The following is a 20,014-nucleotide window of genomic DNA, read 5'->3' as shown; positions in this document are numbered from 1 at the left end:
CGAGGCACCGTACGTCGCCACGCCGAATAGTGAGACTCGCGTATCAATATGTGGTCGGCGCGTTCCGTTGGCGGACGGTCAGCGGGCCGCCGGGAACGGCCGGTAGACGGTCAGCGCCTCGGGCAGCTTGTCGACCGTCAACGACCCCTGGACCCGCGTCACTTCACCGTCGTACGCCACGACCGTGCCCGCCGCGAGGCCGTCCACCCGCAGCCGCGGCAGCCGTGCGGCCGTCTGCGCGGGGGAGCGCACATCGGGCCCCGTCAGTGCCGCGGCGAGGAGCCTCGCGCCCGGCCTGCGGCCGCCGTGCACGACGCGGACGTCGAGCAGCCCGTCCGCCAGGTCGAGCCTGCGGCCCGGAGTGAGGCCCGGCCGGTGGTAGGTGCAGTTGCCCGCGAAGAGCATCCACATCGCCCGCTCCTTGCCCCGGAACTTGGCGACCAGCGGCCGTTCGTCGGAGCGCAGCACCTTCAGCGCCGCGAGCACCGAGGCAGGATGGCCGCCGATGCGGTGCGCCCAGTGCTCGCGCTGCCGCACCAGCTCCGGGTACACGCCGAGGCTGAAGGTGTTGAGGAAGTAGCCCTCTTCCTGCTCCTCGGACCCGTTCTCCGAGGTGAAGCGGCCGACGTCCACGGCGACCGCGTCGCCCGCCTCCACCGCGCAGGCCAGGTCGCGGGCGTCCTCGACCCCGAGGTCGTACGCGAAGTGGTTGAGCGTGCCGCCGGGCAGCACCGCGAGCGGCAGGCCGTGGTGCAGCGCGACGCGGGCCGCGGCGTTCACCGTGCCGTCGCCGCCGCACACGCCCAACACCTGGGCGCGGGCCGCGGCCTTCTCCAGCTCGGCGCCGATGTCGGCGGGCTCGGCGACGACGACCTCCGCCTCCGGCAGCGCGTCGCGCAGCGACTTCACGCGCTGCGGGGTGCCCGCTCCCGCGTTGGCCACCAGGACGAGCCCCGCGCCGCCCGGCAGCGCGGGCGCCGTCACCCGGGGGCGGCCGGGCGGCGCCAGCTGCGCCCGCGTCGGCACCAGACCGCGCACCGCGAACGCCGCGCCCGCGCCCAGCGCCCCGCCCACCAGGACATCGCTCGGAAAGTGCGCCCCGGTGTACACGCGGGAGACGGCGACGGCCGCAGCGAGCGGCGCGACGGCCGCACCCCACGCCCGCGACTCCAGCGCCACACCCGTGGCGAACGCCGCGGCGGACGCCGAGTGGCCCGAGGGGAACGACGTCGTGATCGGCTGCCGCTTGAGCCGCCGGATCAGCGGCACCGGATCGAGCAGCGGCCGGGGCCTGCGCACCGAGCGCTTGCCCAGCGTGTTGATCGTCGCGGAGGCCAGCGCCAGGGACGCCACGCCGCGCAGGGCCGCGCGCCGGGCCCGCGGGGTGCGCGTCGCCGCGATCCCCGCGGCCGTCGCGAACCACAGCACGCCGTGGTTGGCGCTCCGGCTCAGCCGGGGCAGCACCGGGTCGGCGCCTGGCCAGTGCCGCGCGGCGACCGCTTCGAACAGCCGGCTGTCGAGGGAGACCATGCGGGCCTTGAACGGATGGTGCCCGGCGGCGGGGCGGGACAGGTCGATGCCGGAGACGTCCGGGGAGTCAGCGCACATGCCGCACGCGTACCCTGCACGCCGCCCTTCAGGCCGGACGGGTGAAGCGGACCGGGCGGGAATCGGTTTGCCCGGGCACCCGTCGGCCACGGACAATCCCGCTCATGGGACATCTGGAAGCCGCACACCTCGAGTACTACTTGCCGGACGGGCGGGCGCTGCTCGGTGATGTCTCCTTCCGGGTCGGCGAGGGCGCCGTCGTCGCCCTCGTCGGGGCCAACGGCGCGGGCAAGACGACGCTGCTCCGGCTGATCTCCGGCGAGCTCCAGCCGCACGGCGGCAGCGTCACCGTGAGCGGCGGACTCGGCGTGATGCCGCAGTTCGTGGGCTCCGTGCGCGACGAGTCCACCGTGCGCGACCTGCTCGTCTCCGTCGCCCAGCCGCGGATCCGCGAGGCCGCGAAGGCCGTCGACGCCGCCGAGCACGCGATCATGACGGTCGACGACGAGGCCGCCCAGATGGCGTACGCCCAGGCGCTCTCCGACTGGGCGGAGGTGCAGGGGTACGAGGCGGAGACCCTCTGGGACATCTGCACCACCGCCGCGCTCGGCGTCCCCTATGACAAGGCCCAGTTCCGCGAGGTCCGCACGCTCTCCGGCGGCGAGCAGAAGCGCCTCGTCCTTGAGGCCCTGCTGCGCGGCACCGACGAGGTGCTGCTCCTCGACGAGCCGGACAACTACCTCGACGTACCGGGCAAGCGCTGGCTGGAGGGGCAGCTCAAGGAGACCCGCAAGACCGTCCTGTTCGTCTCCCACGACCGGGAGCTGCTCGCCCGCGCCGCCGAGAAGATCGTCAGCGTCGAGCAGAGCCCCGGGGGCGCCGACGCGTGGGTGCACGGCGGCGGCTTCGAGACGTTCCACGAGGCCCGCAAGGAGCGCTTCGCGCGCTTCGAGGAGCTGCGCCGCCGCTGGGACGAGAAGCACGAGCAGCTGAAGAAGCTGGTGCGCACCCTGCGCCAGGCCGCCGACGTCAGCCACGAGATGGCCTCGCGCTACCACGCGGCGCAGACGCGGCTCCGCAAGTTCGAGGAGGCGGGCCCGCCGCCCGAGCCGCCGCGCGAGCAGGACATCACCATGCGGCTGCACGGCGGGCGGACCGGCGTCCGGGCCGTGACCTGTGAGGGACTCGAGCTCACCGGCCTGATGCAACCCTTCGACCTGGAAGTGTTCTACGGCGAGCGGGTCGCGGTCCTCGGTTCGAACGGCTCGGGCAAGTCGCACTTCCTGCGCCTGCTCGCGGGCGACACCGACAACCCCGTCGCGCACACCGGGTCCTGGAAGCTCGGCGCGCGCGTCGTGCCAGGACACTTCGCGCAGACCCACGCCCACCCCGAGCTGATGGGCCGCACGCTCCTGGACATCCTGTGGCGCGAGCACGCGCAGGACCGCGGCGCCGCGATGTCCCGGCTGCGGCGGTACGAGCTGACGGGCCAGGCGGAGCAGAAGTTCGAGCGGCTCTCCGGCGGCCAGCAGGCCCGCTTCCAGATCCTGCTGCTCGAACTGCAGGGCTGCACGGCACTGCTCCTCGACGAGCCCACGGACAACCTCGACCTGGAGTCCGCCGAGGCGCTCCAGGAAGGTCTTGAGGCGTTCCAGGGGACGGTTCTCGCCGTCACCCACGACCGCTGGTTCGCCCGTTCCTTCGACCGCTATCTCGTCTTCGGCAGCGACGGCCGGGTCCGTGAGACGCCGGAGCCCGTGTGGGACGAGCGGCGGGTCGACCGGGTGCGGTAGACCCGCCGCGCCGCCGGGCGTCAGCCGAAGGCCGGCGACGCCGGCTGCGGGCGTCCGGCCCCCGGTGTCGCCCGGCACGTCACGTCCTTCGCCGGCAGCCTGCCGGTGACCAGATAGGTGGTGGCGGTGTCCTGGGCGCACCGGTCGGCCGGGCCCGCCGCCATGCCGTACGCGACGCCGTGGCCCTCGCCCTCGTCGACGGTGACCAGCCGGGAGCCCTTGAGCGCGCGGTGCATGCCCCGCGCGGTCGACAGCGGGGTCTGCGAGTCCCACTCGTTCTGCAGGATCAGGGTGCCGACCTTGTTGTCGATCCTGGTCAGGGGCTCCACCGGGCGGTCCCAGAAGGCGCACGGCGTGATGTTGGACGCGAAGTCCCCGAACAGCGGGTAGCGGGCCGCGTCACGGACCGAGTCGCGGCGGTACGTCTCCGGATCGCGCGGCGAAGGGGCGTCGCCGCACAGCACGGTCCAAAGCGACGACAGCAGATTGTCCGAGCTCTCCGGCGTGGAAGGGAACCCGGGGACCGGCTTGCCGGCGGCGGCGTCCTTGAGGAGGACGACGAGTTCGGCGGCGCTGCGGACGGTGAAGAACTCACGCCGCAGGAGGACGCGGATGTCCGCGCCGGTGAGTTTCTCCGTGCCCACCACGATCGGGTCCCGGTCGGCCCGCTCCACCAGGCGCCAGAAGGCCGTGGCGACCTCGTCCGGGGTCTTCCCCAGGTGGTACGTGGCGGAGCGCTCGGCGGTCCACCGCGACCAGCGGGCGAACGCGGGCTCGGCCTCCGAGGCCCACACCTGGATCATCTTCCGCCACATGCGCTTCGGATCGACGGCGCTGTCCAGGACGAACCGGTCGGCGCGCCCGGGGAACAGCTGCGTGTAGGTGGCCCCGAGGGCCGTCCCGTACGAGACGCCGAAGTACGAGATCTTCTTCTCGCCGAGGACGGCCCGCAGGACGTCCATGTCCCGGGCCGTGTTGCGGGTCGTCATGTGCGGCAGCCTGTCGCCCGCCCGCGCGCGGCACTTGTCCGCCACGGTCTTCGCCCATCTGACGCTGTCGCCGAACGGCTTGTAGGGGCGCGGCCACTGCCGCTCCGCCTCGGTGAGCCCGCAGTTGACGGGTGCGCTCCGGCCGACGCCACGGGGGTCGAACCCGATGAGGTCGTACCGGTCCTTCACGGACGCGGGCATGTGCTCGGACAGGTGGAGCGGCAGGTCGAGCCCGGGGCCTCCCGGGCCGCCGGGATTGGAGAGCAGGACGCCGCGTCGCTTGCCCGCGTCGCCCGCCCTGATCCGCGATATCGCGAGGTCGATGGTGGCGCCGGCGGGGTCGCGGTGGTCGAGCGGCACCTTGATGGTGGCGCACCGGAATCGGGCGGGCGTGTCGGCGCCGCACCGCTGCCAGTCCGGGGTCTGGTGCGTGAAGCGGGCCGCGTGGCCGCTTCCGGTGCCCTGCCGGGGCGCGGCGGAGGCCGGCAGCGCGGTGAGGCCGGGGAGGAGCGTGGCGGTGGCGCCGAGCGCGAGGATCGGTAAGAGGCGGCGGCGCGGGGCGGAGCGGGGCACGGGGTGGTCCTTCCGGTCGCAGAAGTCCTGACGACCGGAGGGACGCCGGAACAGAGCCCCCTGCCTCCCCCGTGGGAACCGCTGTTTCAGGACATCTCCCGAACCCCTTCCCACCACCCCCGCAGGCCCCTGTCACGCACCGGGAGCGCGCGCGAACCGTGTGCGGTGCATCCTGGGTAGTACGGGCCCAGCGGGTACCCGGGAGGCAGGGAGCGAGACGACCACAGCGATGGGAGCGCGCCATGAACGGAGTCGAGCCGAGCCGGCTGGACGACCAGCAGCTCATCAAGGAGCTGGAGACGATCCACCGCACCCGCCACACCACCCTGCTGCACGGTTCGAGCGACGCCCTGCGGGCCCACAACGAACGCATGGCCCAGCTGGAGGGCGAGTATCTGCGCCGCCACCCGCACCGCTCCGTGGCGGGCGGACGGACCCGCGAAGGCGCGCGGGAGAGGGGAACGACAGGCTCATGACGGACCGTTCCGCAAGCAAGGCCGACCCGCCCCTGCTGGACCGGCACGGCGCGGCGCTCGACCTCTTCACCGACCGCGTGCACGCCGTCCGCGCCGACCAGTGGGACGACCCCACGCCCTGCACCGACTGGACCGTGCACGACCTGGTGAACCACCTCACGGCCGAACAGCTGTGGGTGCCGCCGCTGGTCCGCGACGGCGCCACGATGGAGTCTGTCGGCGACCTCTTCGAGGGGGACATGCTCGGCCCGGACCAGATCGCCTCCTGGGACACCGCGGCCGCCGCCTCCAGGGCCGCATTCCGCGAGCCCGGCGCCCTGGACCGCATCGTCCACCTCTCCTCCGGGGACGCGTCGAGCACCTTCTACTGCGGGCAGATGACCGTCGACCTCGTGGTGCACGCCTGGGACCTGTCCCGCGCGATCGGCGCCGACGAGCAACTGCCCGACGAGCTCATCGACTTCGCCGTACGGGAAGTCGCCCCGTACGCCGACGAGTTGGAGAAAAGTGGCCTCTTCGCCCCCGCGGTGGAGCCGCCGCCCGACGCGGACGCGCAGACCAAGCTGCTGAACCTCATGGGCCGCAGGGTGTGACCCTCTCGCCGCAGAGGGAACCTGATGTCCATGAGAGTCGGTGTGGTGGATGTGGGATCGAACACGGTGCGCCTGGTCGTCGCGGACGCCGACGGGCAGGTGCCGTTGCCGGTCCACACGGTGAAGAGACGGCTGCGGCTCGGCGAGCACCTGGACCAGGACGGGCGGCTCGGCGAGGAGCCGGTCCGGCAATTGGTCGCCGCGGTGCGGGACGTGCAGGAAGAGGCGCGGAGGTGGGGCGTGGCCGAGCCCTTCGCCTTCGTCACGTCGATCGTGCGCGACGCCCCGAACCGCGCGGAGGTCCTTGAGGCGGTGGCGGCGGGGACCGGGGTCCGGCTGCGCACCCTGTCCGGTGAGGCCGAGGCGGAGCTGACGTTCCTCGCCGCCCGGCGGTGGATGGGCTGGCGCGCGGGGCCGCTGGTGCTCTTCGACATCGGCGGCGGCTCCCTGGAGGTGGCCTTCGGGCGCAGCCGCCTGCCGGACTACGCCGCCTCGCTGCCGCTGGGGGCGAGACGGCTGACGCGGGAACTCTTCGACGGCCAGGACCCGCCCCGCGAGGAGGACCTCAAGGCGGTGCGCCGCCAGGTGCGCCACCAGCTGCGCGACGTGGCCGCGCGGATCCGCTGGGAGATGCCGCACACGGCCGTCGCCACGTCACGCACGTTCCAGCAGCTCGCCCGGTTGTGCGGGGCGGCTCCCGGTCGCTACGGACCGTTCATGGAGCGGCAGTTGGGCCGCGCCGAGCTGGGCAAGGCGGTCCGGGAACTGGCCCGGCTGCCCGCCGACCGGCGCGCACAGCTGCCGGGCATTTCGGCGGCGCGCGCCGGGCAGTGCGTGGCCGGCGCGGTCGTCGCCCACACGGCCATGAAGCTGACCGGGATCGAGACGGTGACGGTCTGCCCGTGGGCGCTGCGCGAGGGAATCCTGCTGCGCTACATCGAGGACGGTGACGCCGACTGGTGGGCCGGGGAACACGTGCACACCGCCGAGGGCGGTCGCGGTGACCCGGCGTCCCTGCAACTGGCCACCGCGACCTGCGCCACCTGAACGCGGCCCTTCCGGGCTACTTCCCCTTGGTTCCCTTGGCGAACTCCGCGAGGAACGCCTCGCAGAACGCCTTGAGGTCGTCCGGCTTGCGGCTGGTGACGAGCGTGTTGGGGCCGCCCGTGCAGACCTTGACCTGCTCGTCGACCCAGGTGCCGCCCGCGTTGCGGATGTCGGTCTTGAGGCTCGGCCAGGAGGTCAGCGTCCGGCCGCGCACCACGTCCGCCTCGACGAGCGTCCACGGGGCGTGGCAGATGGCCGCCACCGGCCGGCCCTGATCGAAGAAGTCCCGCACGAACGCGACGGCCTTCTCGTCCATCCGCAGGAAGTCCGGGTTGGCGACCCCGCCGGGCAGCACGAGCCCGTCGAACGCGTCGGCCCGCGTCTCGCCCACGACCTCCTGGACGGGGAACGTGTCCGCCTTGTCGAGGTGGTTGAAGCCCTGTACCTCGCCGGACTGCGTCGACACCAGGACGGGCTCGTCGCCCGCGCCCTCGACGGCCTGCCACGGGTCGGTGAGTTCGATCTGCTCGACGCCCTCGGGCGCCACGAGAAACGCGATGCGCTTCGGCATGGCGGAGTGTCCTTTCTCTTCTTCCGGCTCCTGCACAGCTGTACGGGTGCCTCACCGTGCGGGTTATATGTAGGCCCTTTTGCCCTTTCTACGGGTCTTTGGTCCCACGGTGGTACAGCGACACGGCACGTCTACGCGAGGCCCGGCGCGAGGTCGCCGAGGCTGACCATCCCCACCGGCCGGCCGTCCTCGACGACGGGCAGCCGCCGTATCGCGTGGTCGCGCATCAGACCGACCGCGGCCGACACCGCGTCGTCGGGGCCCACCACCACCGGGTTGGGCGTGCAGACGGCCTGCGCGCTGACCGTCAGCGGATCGGCGCCGTCCGCCACGGCGCGCAGCGCGATGTCCCGGTCGGTGAGCACGCCGAGAACCCGGCCGTCCACGGTGACGAGGACGTCGCCGATGTCCTGGGCGCGCATCAGCTGCGCCGCTTCCACCAGAGAAGCGTCGGGGCGGACGGCCACGACGCCCGGCGTCATGACCTCCCTCACGTAATCGGCCATGGCTGGGCCCTTCCTGCATATGTCCTTCGTACGTTCGTCGTGTGCCTCCGCCGCAGTACCCCTGAGCCCCGCGGCCATGCCCTTTCCGGGAGGTTTGCGCCGCCGGGCCGGGGAGACCCGGCCCGCGACACCCCCCACACCGACTGGGAGGGCAGAGGTCATGGCGGTACTCGCCGTATTCATCCCGCTGGTCATGCTGGGCGTGGTCCTGGCGCTCGGCCGGTACGAGGAAATGCTGCTGCCGCCCGCGAAGAACCCGGACGACGTCATAGGGCGCCGCACCGCGTGACGCGGCAGCACGGTGCCGCCGGGCCCGTGGAAACGGCCGGGCGGCACTGTCGCGCGCGGCACCCTGTGGGCTTCAGTGCCTGCCCCACTCCTGCATCTTCGCCTTCAGGCCCTGCTTGAGCATCGAACCCCGGTCCGCGTCACCCTTGAGCATCGAGGTCACCGTGGCCTCCAGCTGGTCCCACGTCGCGTGCGGCGGGATCGGCGGGACCGCGGGGTCGGTGCGGAACTCGAGCACCGCGGGGCCGTTCGCCGCGAGACCGGCGCGCCAGGCCTCCTCGACGTCCTCGGGGCGCTCCACCCGGATCCCGGTCAGCCCGATCGAGCGGGCGAACTCGGCGTACGGCACGTCCGGCAGCGACTGCGACGGCAGGAAGGACGGGGCGCCCTCCATCGACCGCATCTCCCACGTCACCTGGTTCAGGTCCTGGTTGTTCCACACACCGACGACCAGCCGCGGATCGTCCCAGCGGTGCCGGTACTTGGCGGCGGTGACCAGCTCCGCCATGCCGTTCATCTGCATCGCGCCGTCCCCGACCAGGGCCACCACGGGCCGGTCGGGATGCGCGAACTTCGCCCCGATCGCGTACGGCACACCGCACCCCATCGTGGCGAGCGTGCCCGACAGGGAGGCCCGCATGTCGCCGCGGATCGTGAGGTGGCGCGCGTACCAGTTCGCCACCGAGCCCGAGTCGGCGGTGATGATCGCGTTGTCGGGCAGCAGCGGGTCGAGGGCGCGCACCACGTGCTCCGGATTGACCGGGTCGGCGGAGAGCGCCGCCCTGCGCTCCAGCACACCCTTCCAGCGCGTCACGTTCGCGCGGATCTCGTCGTGCCACTCGCGGCAGACCGCGCGGCGGTCCTTGTCGATGAGCGGGATCAGCTCGCGCAGCGTCGCCCGCGCGTCGCCGACGAGATTCACCTCGTACGGATAACGCATCCCGACCATGTGCGGATCGATGTCGATCTGCACGCCCCGCGCGGAGCCGAACTCCGGCAGGTACTGCGAGTAGGGGAAGCTCGACCCGATCGTCAGGAGCGTGTCGCAGTCGCGCATCAGCTCGTAGCTGGGGCGGGTGCCGAGCAGGCCGATCGAACCGGTGACGTAGGGAAGCTCGTCGCTCAGCGCGTCCTTGCCGAGCAGCGCCTTCGCCACGCCCGCGCCGAGCACCTCGGCGATCTCCTCGACCTCGGCACGCGCCCCCGCCGCTCCCTGGCCGATGAGGATCGCCGCCTTGTCGCCGGAGTTGAGGACCTCCGCGGCGCGCTCGAGGGCGGTCGGCGAGGGCATCGCCGTCCAGCTGCTGCGGTCCAGGCTGGAGGGGACCATCTTGAAGGCGTGCGGGGGAGGGGAGTACTCCAGCTCCTGTACGTCACCGGGGACGATGACGGCCGTCGGGCAGCGCCGCGCGTACGCGGTGCGGATCGCCCGGTCGATGACGTTGGGCAGCTGCTCGGGCACCGTCACCGTCTCGACGAAGTCGCCCGCCACGTCCTTGAACAGCGTGTGCAGGTCGACCTCCTGCTGGTACGAGCCGCCCATCGCGCTGCGGTCCGTCTGCCCGACGAGGGCGAGGACCGGCACGTGGTCGAGCTTCGCGTCGTAGAGACCGTTGAGGAGATGGACCGCCCCGGGGCCCGACGTCGCCACGCACACGCCGAGCCGCCTGCCGAACTTGGCGTACCCGACGGCCTGGAGGGCGGCCATCTCCTCGTGCCGCGCCTGCACGAAACGCGGCCGGTCCTCGGCCCTGCCCCAGGCGGCGAGCAGACCGTTGATGCCGTCACCCGGATAGCCGAAGACCTGCTCGACGCCCCAGGCGCGCAGCCTCTCCAGAATGTGGTCGGCGACCTTGACGCTCATGACGGAGCCCTCCGGGCGGATCGGGGATCGGCGGTCCCGTCCGGGTGTCCGGCGGAACCGTCGAGAAACCTCGGGGTGTTTGCTGCCGGAAGCTCGGGGCAGGCGGAAGAGAGTGCTTCGGACCGGAGGCACGTCCGTGGGAGCGACCGCGTCGCTCGCCCCCGGGTGTGCCCGCAGTGCTCCGGCACGCACTCACTCCCACGGTGACCGTCCACCCCAAGGCACCCCACGAGGGAGTTGCGACGCACCATGCGATCCCACGCCAGCACCGCAGTGGCCACCAGGACCAAGCGGCACCCGCACGACGACGCCCCCGACACGGCGGAAGGCTTCGCCCGCCTCGTCGAGATGGAACCCGGCCCCGAACGCGACGCCCTGCGCCAGGAGCTCGTCCGGGCCTGGCTGCCCATGGCCCAACGGCTCGCCGCCCGGTTCCGCAACCGCGGCGAGGCCCTCGACGACCTGCGGCAGGTCGCCGCCCTCGGCCTCGTGAAGGCCGTCGACCGCTACGACCCGCAGCGCGGCACCGCCTTCGAGAGCTACGCGGTACCGACCGTCACCGGTGAGATCAAGCGGCACTTCCGCGACCACATGTGGACCCTGCACGTGCCGCGCCGCGTCCAGGACCTGCGCAACCGCGTGCGGTTCGCCCGCCAGGACCTCTCCCAGATCTCCGGCCGCGCACCCACCGTCGCCGAGATCGCCGAGCACGCGCAGATGAGCGAGGAGGACGTCAAGGCCGGCCTGGAGGCGCTCGACAGCTTCACCGCGCTCTCCCTCGACGCCGAGCTGCCCGGCAGCGAGGACGGCTACTCGCTGAGCGACGCGCTCGGCGAACCCGACCCCGCGCTCGACGTCGTCGTCGACCGCGAGGCCGTCAAGCCGCGCATCGCGGAGCTGCCCGAGCGCGAGCGGGAGATCCTCTACATGCGCTTCTTCGGCGACATGACGCAGAGCCGCATCGCGGACGAGATGGGCATCTCGCAGATGCACGTCTCACGGCTGATCAGCCGCTGCTGCGACCGGCTCCGCGACCAGGTCATGCGGGACGCCGCCTGACGCCTCAGCGGTCGGCGGTGCCACGCCGCATGGCGAGCGCCATGTGCCGGGACATCACGTCGACCGCCCGCGCCTCGGCCATCGAGAAGGCCAGCCGCGCACCGCTCCGGAACAGCGTGAGGACCCCTTCCACCGGGCCCTGCGGGCGGGCGGTCAGCGGCACGCACAGCAGGGACGTGACCTCGGCGCGGATCAGCATGTGCGCGCCGGACGCGTCCCTGCCGAAGGCGTCCGGGTCCTCCGGGCGCACCTGAAGCGACGCCGCCCCGCCGCGTGCCGTCTCCACGACGAGGGGGGACGCGGCGGGGTCCTGCGCCAGCACGTCGGCGACCGGGCCGTCCGGCGGTCCAAGGACCGTCGTACGCCGCAGCCGCGCCGCACCCTCGTCGGCGATCACCCAGTCGGCGAACCGCCCGTGCAGGACCGCCGCCGCCCGTTCGAGGACGGCCGCGCGGTCCCCGGCGGGCGCGGTCAGCAGCGCCGACGTCATGGCGTCCATGAGGTCGAGCTGCGCCGCGTGCCGCGTCGCCTCGCCGAGGTCGGGGGCCGGGCCCGGCGCGCTCGGCACCTGCTGCGCGCGGTCGGCCGCGGGCTGCAGCACGACGAGGACCGCCATCCGCGGCTCGGCGCCGGGACGCAGCGCCGTGAGGGTCGCCCGGACCGGGGTGCCGGGGCTCTGCTGAAGGTGGACGTTCAGGCTGCGGTCGCCCTCGCCACGGGCGACCGCCGCGGTCTGCGAACGGAAGGCGACCCGGTCCGCGTGCATCAGGAACCCGGTCAGCGGCCGGCCCGTCGCGTATCCGGCGCGCACCCCGGTGAGGCCCGTCGCCGCGAAGTTCATGCGGCGGACCACGGTCTCCCGGTCGACCAGCGCGACCGGCAGCGGCAGCCGCTGGAACAGGGACCGCAACAGCCGCTGCTCGTCCCGGTCCGATGTGGCGTCGTCCCACCGTCCGTTGACGGCGAGCCGCTGGTACGTGGGCCACAACTGGGCGGCCACGTGATCGAGTTCGAAGATGGCCGCGTCGAGCACGGTGCTGAGGTCGCCCGCGGGAACGGACCGGGCGGACTTCAAGTCCGCTATCCGGCGCACAAAATCCGCGAGCTCTTCACCGAACTCCTCCATTTGAGACATGCGTCGAACCTATCCGCTGCGGCAGTTTCCCGGAGGCCTTGAAGGGAAGCCGAAGGGCAGAGGAGGAACACGTCATGGCGCCCATGCCCGACCCGGACCTGCTTCGACCCGAGTCATCCCTGCCCGGCCGCCGGCTTTCCGAACTCGCCGAACAGGCCGTTCGCTGCACCCCCGCCTGCTGCGGTGCGAGCACGACGGTCTCCGACGGCGGCGACGAGCACCCCATCGCCGTCACCCACCCCGACCTCGCCGGGCTCGTCTCGGTGCAGCTGCACTCGGGCGACGGGCCCATCCCGGCCGCCGAGCAGTGGGGCGCGCCGGTCGGCGCCGACGACCTGCTGCGGGACGAGCGCTGGCCCGAGTACCGCGCGATGGCCCTCGACTCCGGCGTGCGCTCCAGCGTCACCCTGCCCTTCCGGCGCGGCGGGCTCACGGTCACCCTGAGCCTCTTCAGCTTCCGTCCCGGAGCGCTCGACGACCCGGGCCACGGGCCCGCCCAGGCGCTCGGCGACCTCGCCACGAACTGCTTCGTGCGCGACCGGCACTACCGCGCCGCGCTGACCGAACTGGACCAGCTGGGCACGGCCATGCGGACACGGCCCGTCGTGGACCAGGCGTCCGGGATCGTCATGCACGTCCTGGGGTGCGACGCGGACACCGCCTTCGGGGTGCTGCGGCGGATATCCCAGACGACCAACAGGAAGCTCGCGGACGTCGCGGCCGCGCTGGTCGAGACGAAGGGCCGCGGCCTGGAACGCGAACTGGTCTCCCTGGCCCGCTGAGCGCGGCAGGGGGCGACGGCGACAGCCGAGTGAGACATAAGGCCCGAACCGGGCGGACGACCGGTTCGGGCCTTCCGCGTGTGCCCCGGGACGCTCACCCGGGCGGAGGCCAGGGCGGGCGGGGGAGGGGGCACCGCGCTGTGATGGACACGTACATGGACACGTACGGCGATGCCCCGGCGTTGTCCCTGTGACGCCCCGACGATGTGCCGGCACGTGCTGGATTCACACCCCCGCGACGGGGCATGACCAGGACAGAGGTACGCGAGTGCACGGAGGTACGGATGCGGCGGACGGACACGGAGGGCCGCGGACCCGTCCGGTACGGGCCGCACCCGCCGGAGCCTGGCCTCCCGGTGCTGCCCGAGCTGGCGGCGGCCGCCGCAGCGGCAGCGGGCCGCTCCGCGTGCGAGCCCGCGGGCGGCGGTCCCGTGCTCCTCGACGCCGCGTGCGGCTACTGGACCCGGCGTGGCCTGCCCGTGGAGCGCGACCGGACCGTCGCCGCCCCCGGCGCCCCGCCCCTCCTGCTCGCCCTCACCGCCGCCCTCGGCGGCGACGTCCTGCTGCCCCGCCCCTGCCCCGCCTGGTGGGCGCCCCAGGCGCGGCTGCTCGGCCGCGGCGTCTACCACGTGCCGACGCCCGCCGAATGCGGCGGGATCCCCGACCCGTACGCCCTCCTGGAAACCGTCCGCCGGGTCCGCGCCGAAGGCGGCACACCCCGGCTCCTCGTGCTCTCCGTCGCCGACGACCCGACCGCCACCGTGCCACCCCCGGAAACGCTCCACGAGACCGTCGAGGCGGCCGTCGGCGAAGGCCTGCACATCGTCAGTGACGAGACCTGGCGCGACACCCTGCACGAGCCGCACGACACCGTCCTGATCGGGCCCGCCGAGATGGACCACGAGCGGGTCACCGTCCTCTGCGACCTCGCCGGCCCGTTCCTGCCCTCGGCGCTGCCCGCCGCCGTCGCCCGCTTCCCCGCCACCGCCGAGGGCGCCGCCCTGCGCGCCCGCACCCTGGACGTCCTCACCGCGCTCGGCGCGACCCTCGCCGCCCCGGCGGCGGCCGCCGCCTCGTACGCACTCGGCGAACCGGACGAGATCACCGGCCGGCTCACCGCCGCCGTCCGGCTGCACGCGCGCGTGGCCGTCGCCGCGCGGCGCGCCCTCCTCGCCGCCGGCGCCCTAGCCAGACCCCCGCAGGCGGGCCGCCACCTCTACGCCGACCTGTGCCCCCTGCGGTCCGCGCTCGCCGCGCGGGGCGTCGGCGACGCGCAGGACCTGGAGGACTTCCTCACCGAACGGCTCGGCATGCCCGCACCGGGCGGCCACCGCTTCGGCGACGACATGGATGCCCTGCGCGTACGCCTGTCCACGGGCCCACTCCTCGGCTCCGCCCCCGCGGAACGCCTGGCCTCCCTCACCGCCCCCGACCCCCTGGACCTGCCGCATGTGAAAAGAGCGCTCGGCGCCTTCGGATCGGCCTTCGAAGACCTCCGCGCAGCAGACCGTCGAATGGAGCCGCCTCGATGACCCAACAGACACATCAGCACCACGGCGGTCCCCGGAACCGGGCAGCACAGCCGCGACCGGATTCCGACCGGACGTCCGGCACCGGCCCGGCGTCCGACACCCCTGCCCCGCCGCGCCCGCCGCGCCCGCCCCGCGGGCCCCGCGTGTGGCCGACGTCGTTCGCCGACCGGCTGACCGCGCCGTTGCCCGGCCTGCGGGGGCTTGCCCGGTTCGCTCGGGAGAGTGCGTTGCGGCCGCGGCCCGAAGGGCTCGTCGACATTCCGCGGCTGCCCTTCGAACCCGGGCCGTTGCCGGACGTCGACGCGCGTACCGTCGCCGTCACCTGGGCCGGGCACGCCAGCTGGATCATCCGCATCGGGGGGCTCACCGTCCTCACCGACCCCGTCTGGTCGAGGAAGATCCTCGGTACCCCGGCGCGTGTCACGCCCGTCGGTGTCGCCTGGAGCGCGCTGCCGCGCGTCGACGCGGTCGTCATCAGCCACAACCACTACGACCACCTGGACTGGCCGACCCTGAAGAGGCTGCCCAGGGACACCCCCGTCTTGGTGCCCGCGGGGCTCGGCCGCTGGTTCACCCGCCGCCGTTTCGTCGACGTCACCGAGCTCGACTGGTGGGAGGGCGCCGAACTCGGCGGGGTCCGCCTGGACTTCGTACCGGCGCACCACTGGTCCAAGCGGAGCCTCCTCGACACCTGCCGCACGCTGTGGGGCGGCTGGGTGCTCACGGACGCGCGCGGGCAGCGGGTCTACTTCGCGGGCGACACCGGGTACGGCCACTGGTTCGAGCGGATCGGCGCCCGCTACCCAGGCATCGACCTCGCCCTCCTGCCGATCGGCGCGTACGACCCGCGCTGGTGGCTGCGCGACGTCCACTGCGACCCCGAGGAGGCGGTGCGCGCGGCGGCCGACCTGGGGGCGCGCCGCATGGCCCCCATGCACTGGGGCACCTTCCTGCTCTCCGCCGAGCCGGTCCTGGAACCGCTCATCCGGGTGCGCGAGGCATGGGAGAGGACGGGGCGGCCGCGCGAGGACCTGTGGGATCTACCGGTGGGAGCGTCGCGGGTCCTCACCCGGACGACCGCCTAGGCGGGGGCCAGTGGTTCAGGCGGTGGCGCGGCGCACCTTGCGCCACAGCGACGGCGCCACACTGATCAGCACCGTCACCGCCACCGCCACCGCCACGCCCTCCCACGGCTCCTTGAAGAGGGACCCGCCCAGGATGCCGATCAGCTGGTACGTCACCGCCCACGCGAGGCACGCCGGCACGTCCCCGCGGGCGAACTGACGCAGCGGCATCTTCGCCATCAGGCACGCCAGCATCACCGGTATCCGGCCCGCGGGCACGAGCCGCGACAGGACGAGGACCATCACGCCGTGGTCCGCCAGCTTGGCCTGCGCTTGCGCGAGCCGCTCCTCCGGCGCACGGTCACGGATCGCCGCCAGCCAGCGCGACCCGTTCTTCGAGCGCATGCCGCGCCGCCCGAGCCAGTACAGGGCCATGTCCCCCAGAAACGCCGCGAGCGCCGCGACGCCGAAGACCACCAGCAGCGCGAACGGCGCCGTCTGATGGAAGGCCACCACCGCCGCCGAACTGACCAGCGCGCCCGTCGGCACCACCGGGACCAGCGCGCCGATCACCACGAGGAGGAACAGCGACGGATAGCCGACCGCCTGCTGCGTACTCTCCGGCGTCACATGGACCGCCGCGGCGAGCATCACCTGGACACCTCCGGCTGCACGCTCTCCCCGTGCGCGAGCCGGTGCACGGCCACCTCGGGGGCGAGCCGGGCCGCCTGCCGCACGAACTCGTGGCCCGGCGTGTGGAACTCGTGCGGACGGACGGCGTCCATGCCTATCGGCCAGTACGTCCCGTAGTGCACAGGGACCGCGCTGCGCGGCGCGATCCGGGCCAGCGCCTCCGCGGCCCGGCGCGCGTCCAGATGCCCGGGGCCGAGATAGGGGCCCCAGCCGCCGACGGGCAGCAGCGCCACGTCGACGGGGCCCACCTCATCGGCCATCCCGTCGAACAGCCCGGTATCCCCGGCGAAGTACGTGCGCGCCTCACCGTCCACCACATAGCCGAGGGCGGGCGACCGGTGCGGGCCGACGGGCAGCCGCCGCCCGTCGTGCAGTGCGGACACCACCCGTACGACGACATCGCCGACCGGGACCTCGTCGCCCGGCACGACCTCGGTGAAGCGCAGGTTCGGCAGTCGGCGGGCCAGACCCGGCACCGACCGCGCCGTCCCGCGCGGGACCAGCGCCCGGGTGCCGGGCACGAGCCGGGCGAGCGACGGTACATGCAGATGGTCGGCGTGCAGATGCGAAAGGAGCACGACGTCCGCGACCGCGGCGTGCGGCGGCGGAAGTGCGCCCCTGCGGCGCCGCAGATGCGCCAGACGGCGGGCGAAGAGCGGATCGGTCAGTACGCGGACGCCCGAGTCCTCGACCGTACAAGTGGCGTGACCCCACCATGTGACCTCGACGGGCACCCGTTCCTCCTTCGTGCGACTGTCTCCGAGCCTACGGCCAGGAGTAGGGTCAGCGGCTGAGACCGAAGGTCAGGGGGACGCCGTGGAGGATGCCGTGGGCCGCACCGCCGCCGTGCGCGTCGCGGCGATCGCCAGTCTGACGCCCCTGGAGGAGTTGGAGGCCGACCCCTTCCTGGTCGACTCGCGCAGCCAGCACGCGATGTGCGCGCGGTGGGCCGCCGAGAAGGGGTACGTGATCACCCGCGAACTCGTCGTACGAGGACTGCGCGCCGACCACGACATGCTGTGGGGCGACGTCGAGGCCGGCCTCGTGGACCTCTTCGTCGTGCCGAGCCGCAGGGTCCTGGAGCTGGCGCTGAGATCCGCGGACGAGTTCACCGCGGAGTGCGGGCGGCGGGGCGTGCGCATCGAGACGGCGGGCCTCGCCGAGCCGGCGTACGACTCCCAGATGAAGGCGAGCGTGCACCGGAGACTGTCGATGCCCACAGCGGGCTACGACGGCCGCTGACCCCCACCCCCACCCGAGCCCCACCGTCGCCTCCGTCGCAGTGCGGCGGGTTGTGACACGCTGGTGGCCGAAATCCGGGGTTGGTGAAAGGGCTGGGCGTGGGGCGAGGGCGATGGCGGCGGGTCGGCAGCGCTCTGTGGCGTGTGGTCGCCGTGTGGGCCGTCAGCACGCTGACGATGCTCGTGCTCGCCGGCATCCTGCCGGACTTCAAGCTCCAGTCCGGCGACGACGACAGCGCCACCCGCATCGCGGTCACCGCCGCCCTCGGCGCCGGCGCCTTCGGTCTGCTCTCCGCGCTGGTGTGGCCCCTGCTCGTCCGCGCCCTGCTGCTCGTACCCGCGCTCGTGCTCGGACTGCTCGCGTTCTTCCTCAACGGATCGCTGCTGCTGCTCGCCCTGAGCCTCATCCCCGAGGGCCGCGGCGAGGCGGGCGCGGAGACCGCCGTCGTCGTCGCCGCGGTGATGTCCGCCGTCGCCTCGGCCACCGGCGGCGCCCTCGCCGTGCGGGACGACGACGCCTACCGGCGCAGGCTGTACCGGCTCGCGGACCGGCGTCGCAGGCGCGGCGACGGGAGCCCGCGGCCCGCGGGACCCGGCACCGTCTTCATCCAGCTCGACGGCGTCGGCCACGACGTCCTCACGGCCGCCGTCGCCAAGGGACTCATGCCCACCGTCGCCCGCTGGCTCGGCGACGCAGGGACCGCCGGGCCCGCGACGCACCGGCTCACACCCTGGCGCACCGACTGGTCCAGCCAGACCGGCGCCAGCCAGCTCGGCATCCTGCACGGCTCCAACCACGACGTGCCCGCCTTCCGGTGGTACGAGAAGGACACCGGCGAGGTCATGGTGAGCAACCGGCCCGCCTCCGCCGTCGAACTGCAGCGCCGGGCCGTCGCGCGCACCGGGGACGGCGGCCTCCTCACCGTCGACGGCGCGAGCCGCGGCAACCTGTTCAGCGGCGGCGCGGACCAGCTCGCCCTCGTCCTGTCCGTGGCGGCCCGACGGGGCAAGGAGAACCGGTCGCGGGCCGGATACTTCGCGTACTTCTCCGACCCCGCCAACGCCGTCCGCACCGCCCTCTCCTTCGTCGCCGAGGTCTTCCGGGAGATCGGCGAATCCACCCGCGCCCGCTTCAGGAAGACCCGCCCGCGGGTCTCCCGCGGCGGCCTCTACCCGTTCATCCGCGCCTTCGCGACCGTCGTCGAGCGCGACGTCGTGGTCGCCGCCGTCATCGGGGACATGCTCGCCGGGCGCAGCGCGGTCTACGCCGACCTCGTCGCGTACGACGAAGTGGCGCACCACTCCGGGCCGTCGGGGAAAGACGTCGAGAAGGTCCTGCGGCGGCTCGACCGGTCGCTCGCGCTGCTCGACCAGGTCGCCGAGCACGCGCCGCGCGCCTACCGGATCGTGGTGCTCTCCGACCACGGGCAGAGCCCCGGCGAGACGTTCCGCGCCCGCTACGGCCTCACCCTCGCCGACCTGGTCCGGGCCGGCTGCGGGCTGCCCGTGCCGCGCAAGGCGCAGCGCACGCACAGCGGCGCCGAGGCCCGCTCGGCCGTGCGGGCCGCCCTGCGCCGGCCCGTCGAGGAGGGCGCCGAGGAGCGCCGTCCGGCCCGCCGCGCCGAGCCGATCGTGCTGGCCTCCGGCAACCTCGGACTCGTCTCGTTCCCCGACGTGCGGCACCGCATGACCCGCGAGGAGATCGACCGCCGCCACCCGGCGCTGCTCCCCACCCTCGCCAACCACCCGGGCATCGGCTTCCTGCTCGTACGGAGCGCGGAGCGGGGCCCGGTCGTGCTCGGGGCGCGCGGTGCCGAGGTGTATCTGGACGAGGACCCCGCCGAGCTCGGGCCGCTCGCCGACTTCGGTCCCGGCGCCGCGGAGGCCGTCCGGCGCACCGACGGCTTTCCGCACACCGCCGACATCATGGTCAACTCCTGGTACGACCCGGAGGAGGGCGAGGTGCTCGCCTTCGAGGAGCAGATCGGCTCGCACGGCGGGCTCGGCGGGGCGCAGTCCCGGCCCTTCCTGCTGTCGCCGCTCGTGCTCTCCGACCCGGTGCAGGACGGCGCGGAGCTGGTCGGCGCCGAGCAGGTCCACCACGTGCTGCGGCGCTGGCTGGGGGAGGCCCACGGGCCGCAGATACCCGTGGCCGTCGACGTGAACGATTCCTTGTTCGACACCCCGGACGACACAGCTTTTGCGGCGTCCGACCACGCCGCGCAGGACAAAACACACTGATTTGGATCAGCGTCCGCGG

At 73.5% G+C, this 20,014-nt stretch carries 19 protein-coding genes; 11 read left to right on the top strand and 8 right to left on the bottom strand.

All coding sequences use genetic code 11. The features are described from left to right. Positions 1-78: 78 nt before the first annotated feature. Positions 79-1,608: a bifunctional phosphatase PAP2/diacylglycerol kinase family protein gene (locus ACH4D5_RS07685; protein WP_398299638.1), complete on the bottom strand. Its 1,530-nt coding sequence runs from the start codon at positions 1,606-1,608 to the stop codon at positions 79-81. Between the two features lie 104 nt (positions 1,609-1,712). Here ACH4D5_RS07685 and ACH4D5_RS07680 point away from each other — a divergent pair, with 104 nt between their 5' ends. Then, entirely contained in the window at positions 1,713-3,341 is a 1,629-nt protein-coding gene (locus tag ACH4D5_RS07680) for an ABC-F family ATP-binding cassette domain-containing protein (RefSeq protein ID WP_398299636.1), read from the top strand. A 20-nt stretch (positions 3,342-3,361) separates the two neighbouring features. On the opposite strand, the gene ACH4D5_RS07675 is transcribed toward ACH4D5_RS07680, so the two are convergent. Further along, on the bottom strand, positions 3,362-4,903 hold the full coding sequence (locus ACH4D5_RS07675; protein WP_398299634.1) for an alpha/beta hydrolase: 1,542 nt from the start codon (positions 4,901-4,903) through the stop codon (positions 3,362-3,364). Between the two features lie 242 nt (positions 4,904-5,145). On the opposite strand from ACH4D5_RS07675, the gene ACH4D5_RS07670 reads away from it, so the two are divergent. From ACH4D5_RS07670 to ACH4D5_RS07660, 3 genes are read left to right on the top strand one after another with little or no spacing between them, the layout of a single operon-like run. After that, positions 5,146-5,379, top strand: a complete 234-nt coding sequence (locus ACH4D5_RS07670; protein ID WP_362992962.1) for a DUF6158 family protein — start codon at positions 5,146-5,148, stop codon at positions 5,377-5,379. Continuing rightward, the gene (locus tag ACH4D5_RS07665; RefSeq protein ID WP_398299631.1) at positions 5,376-5,972 is read left to right on the top strand and encodes a TIGR03086 family metal-binding protein; all 597 of its coding nucleotides are present in this window, start codon (positions 5,376-5,378) and stop codon (positions 5,970-5,972) included. The genes ACH4D5_RS07670 and ACH4D5_RS07665 overlap by 4 nt, the downstream gene beginning before the upstream one ends. 30 nt (positions 5,973-6,002) lie before the next feature. Beyond that, positions 6,003-7,019, top strand: coding sequence for a Ppx/GppA family phosphatase (locus tag ACH4D5_RS07660; protein WP_398299630.1), 1,017 nt, complete (start codon positions 6,003-6,005; stop codon positions 7,017-7,019). 16 nt (positions 7,020-7,035) lie between these two features. Here ACH4D5_RS07660 and ACH4D5_RS07655 read toward each other — a convergent pair whose 3' ends face one another. Both ACH4D5_RS07655 and ACH4D5_RS07650 read right to left on the bottom strand, forming a co-directional pair. Then, on the bottom strand, positions 7,036-7,590 hold the full coding sequence (locus ACH4D5_RS07655) for a type 1 glutamine amidotransferase domain-containing protein (RefSeq protein WP_398299628.1): 555 nt from the start codon (positions 7,588-7,590) through the stop codon (positions 7,036-7,038). A gap of 131 nt (positions 7,591-7,721) precedes the next feature. After that, entirely contained in the window at positions 7,722-8,096 is a 375-nt protein-coding gene (locus ACH4D5_RS07650; protein WP_398299626.1) for a CBS domain-containing protein, read from the bottom strand. Between the two features lie 160 nt (positions 8,097-8,256). On the opposite strand from ACH4D5_RS07650, the gene ACH4D5_RS07645 reads away from it, so the two are divergent. Beyond that, positions 8,257-8,385 (top strand): hypothetical protein, encoded by a 129-nt coding sequence (locus tag ACH4D5_RS07645; protein ID WP_398299624.1) that lies wholly within the window; start codon positions 8,257-8,259, stop codon positions 8,383-8,385. Between the two features lie 72 nt (positions 8,386-8,457). Here ACH4D5_RS07645 and ACH4D5_RS07640 read toward each other — a convergent pair whose 3' ends face one another. Next, a complete protein-coding gene (locus ACH4D5_RS07640) occupies positions 8,458-10,248 on the bottom strand; it encodes a thiamine pyrophosphate-requiring protein (protein ID WP_398299622.1) in 1,791 nt (596 codons plus the stop codon). 249 nt (positions 10,249-10,497) lie between these two features. Here ACH4D5_RS07640 and ACH4D5_RS07635 point away from each other — a divergent pair, with 249 nt between their 5' ends. Next, positions 10,498-11,307, top strand: coding sequence for an RNA polymerase sigma factor SigF (locus tag ACH4D5_RS07635; protein ID WP_398299620.1), 810 nt, complete (start codon positions 10,498-10,500; stop codon positions 11,305-11,307). 4 nt (positions 11,308-11,311) lie between these two features. On the opposite strand, the gene ACH4D5_RS07630 is transcribed toward ACH4D5_RS07635, so the two are convergent. Next, positions 11,312-12,442, bottom strand: coding sequence for a PAS domain-containing protein (locus ACH4D5_RS07630; RefSeq protein ID WP_398299618.1), 1,131 nt, complete (start codon positions 12,440-12,442; stop codon positions 11,312-11,314). An 83-nt stretch (positions 12,443-12,525) separates the two neighbouring features. Here ACH4D5_RS07630 and ACH4D5_RS07625 point away from each other — a divergent pair, with 83 nt between their 5' ends. The 3 genes from ACH4D5_RS07625 (at position 12,526) to ACH4D5_RS07615 (ending at position 15,841) form a co-directional block, all read left to right on the top strand. Next, positions 12,526-13,224, top strand: a complete 699-nt coding sequence (locus ACH4D5_RS07625) for an ANTAR domain-containing response regulator (protein WP_398300001.1) — start codon at positions 12,526-12,528, stop codon at positions 13,222-13,224. A gap of 284 nt (positions 13,225-13,508) precedes the next feature. After that, positions 13,509-14,756 carry an aminotransferase class I/II-fold pyridoxal phosphate-dependent enzyme gene (locus tag ACH4D5_RS07620; protein ID WP_398299999.1) on the top strand — a complete coding sequence of 416 codons (1,248 nt, stop codon included), beginning with the start codon at positions 13,509-13,511 and terminating at the stop codon, positions 14,754-14,756. Next, positions 14,753-15,841, top strand: a complete 1,089-nt coding sequence (locus ACH4D5_RS07615; protein WP_398299616.1) for an MBL fold metallo-hydrolase — start codon at positions 14,753-14,755, stop codon at positions 15,839-15,841. Before ACH4D5_RS07620 ends, ACH4D5_RS07615 begins: the two co-directional genes overlap by 4 nt. A 15-nt stretch (positions 15,842-15,856) precedes the next feature. Here ACH4D5_RS07615 and ACH4D5_RS07610 read toward each other — a convergent pair whose 3' ends face one another. Continuing rightward, on the bottom strand, positions 15,857-16,471 hold the full coding sequence (locus ACH4D5_RS07610; RefSeq protein ID WP_398299997.1) for a DedA family protein: 615 nt from the start codon (positions 16,469-16,471) through the stop codon (positions 15,857-15,859). Continuing rightward, on the bottom strand, positions 16,471-17,247 hold the full coding sequence (locus tag ACH4D5_RS07605; protein ID WP_398299614.1) for an MBL fold metallo-hydrolase: 777 nt from the start codon (positions 17,245-17,247) through the stop codon (positions 16,471-16,473). Before ACH4D5_RS07605 ends, ACH4D5_RS07610 begins: the two co-directional genes overlap by 1 nt. Before the next feature lie 82 nt (positions 17,248-17,329). On the opposite strand from ACH4D5_RS07605, the gene ACH4D5_RS07600 reads away from it, so the two are divergent. Together ACH4D5_RS07600 and ACH4D5_RS07595 are read left to right on the top strand one after the other, a co-directional pair. Beyond that, complete coding sequence (locus ACH4D5_RS07600) at positions 17,330-17,755, top strand: hypothetical protein (RefSeq protein WP_398299612.1); 426 nt, start codon at positions 17,330-17,332, stop codon at positions 17,753-17,755. 98 nt (positions 17,756-17,853) lie between these two features. After that, positions 17,854-19,995 (top strand): phage holin family protein, encoded by a 2,142-nt coding sequence (locus ACH4D5_RS07595; protein WP_398299610.1) that lies wholly within the window; start codon positions 17,854-17,856, stop codon positions 19,993-19,995. The last annotated feature ends 19 nt before the right edge of the window (positions 19,996-20,014 follow it).

Source organism: Streptomyces sp. NPDC018029, assembly GCF_044327655.1.
Classification (GTDB): domain Bacteria; phylum Actinomycetota; class Actinomycetes; order Streptomycetales; family Streptomycetaceae; genus Streptomyces.
This window is presented reverse-complemented; position numbering and strand designations above follow the sequence as displayed.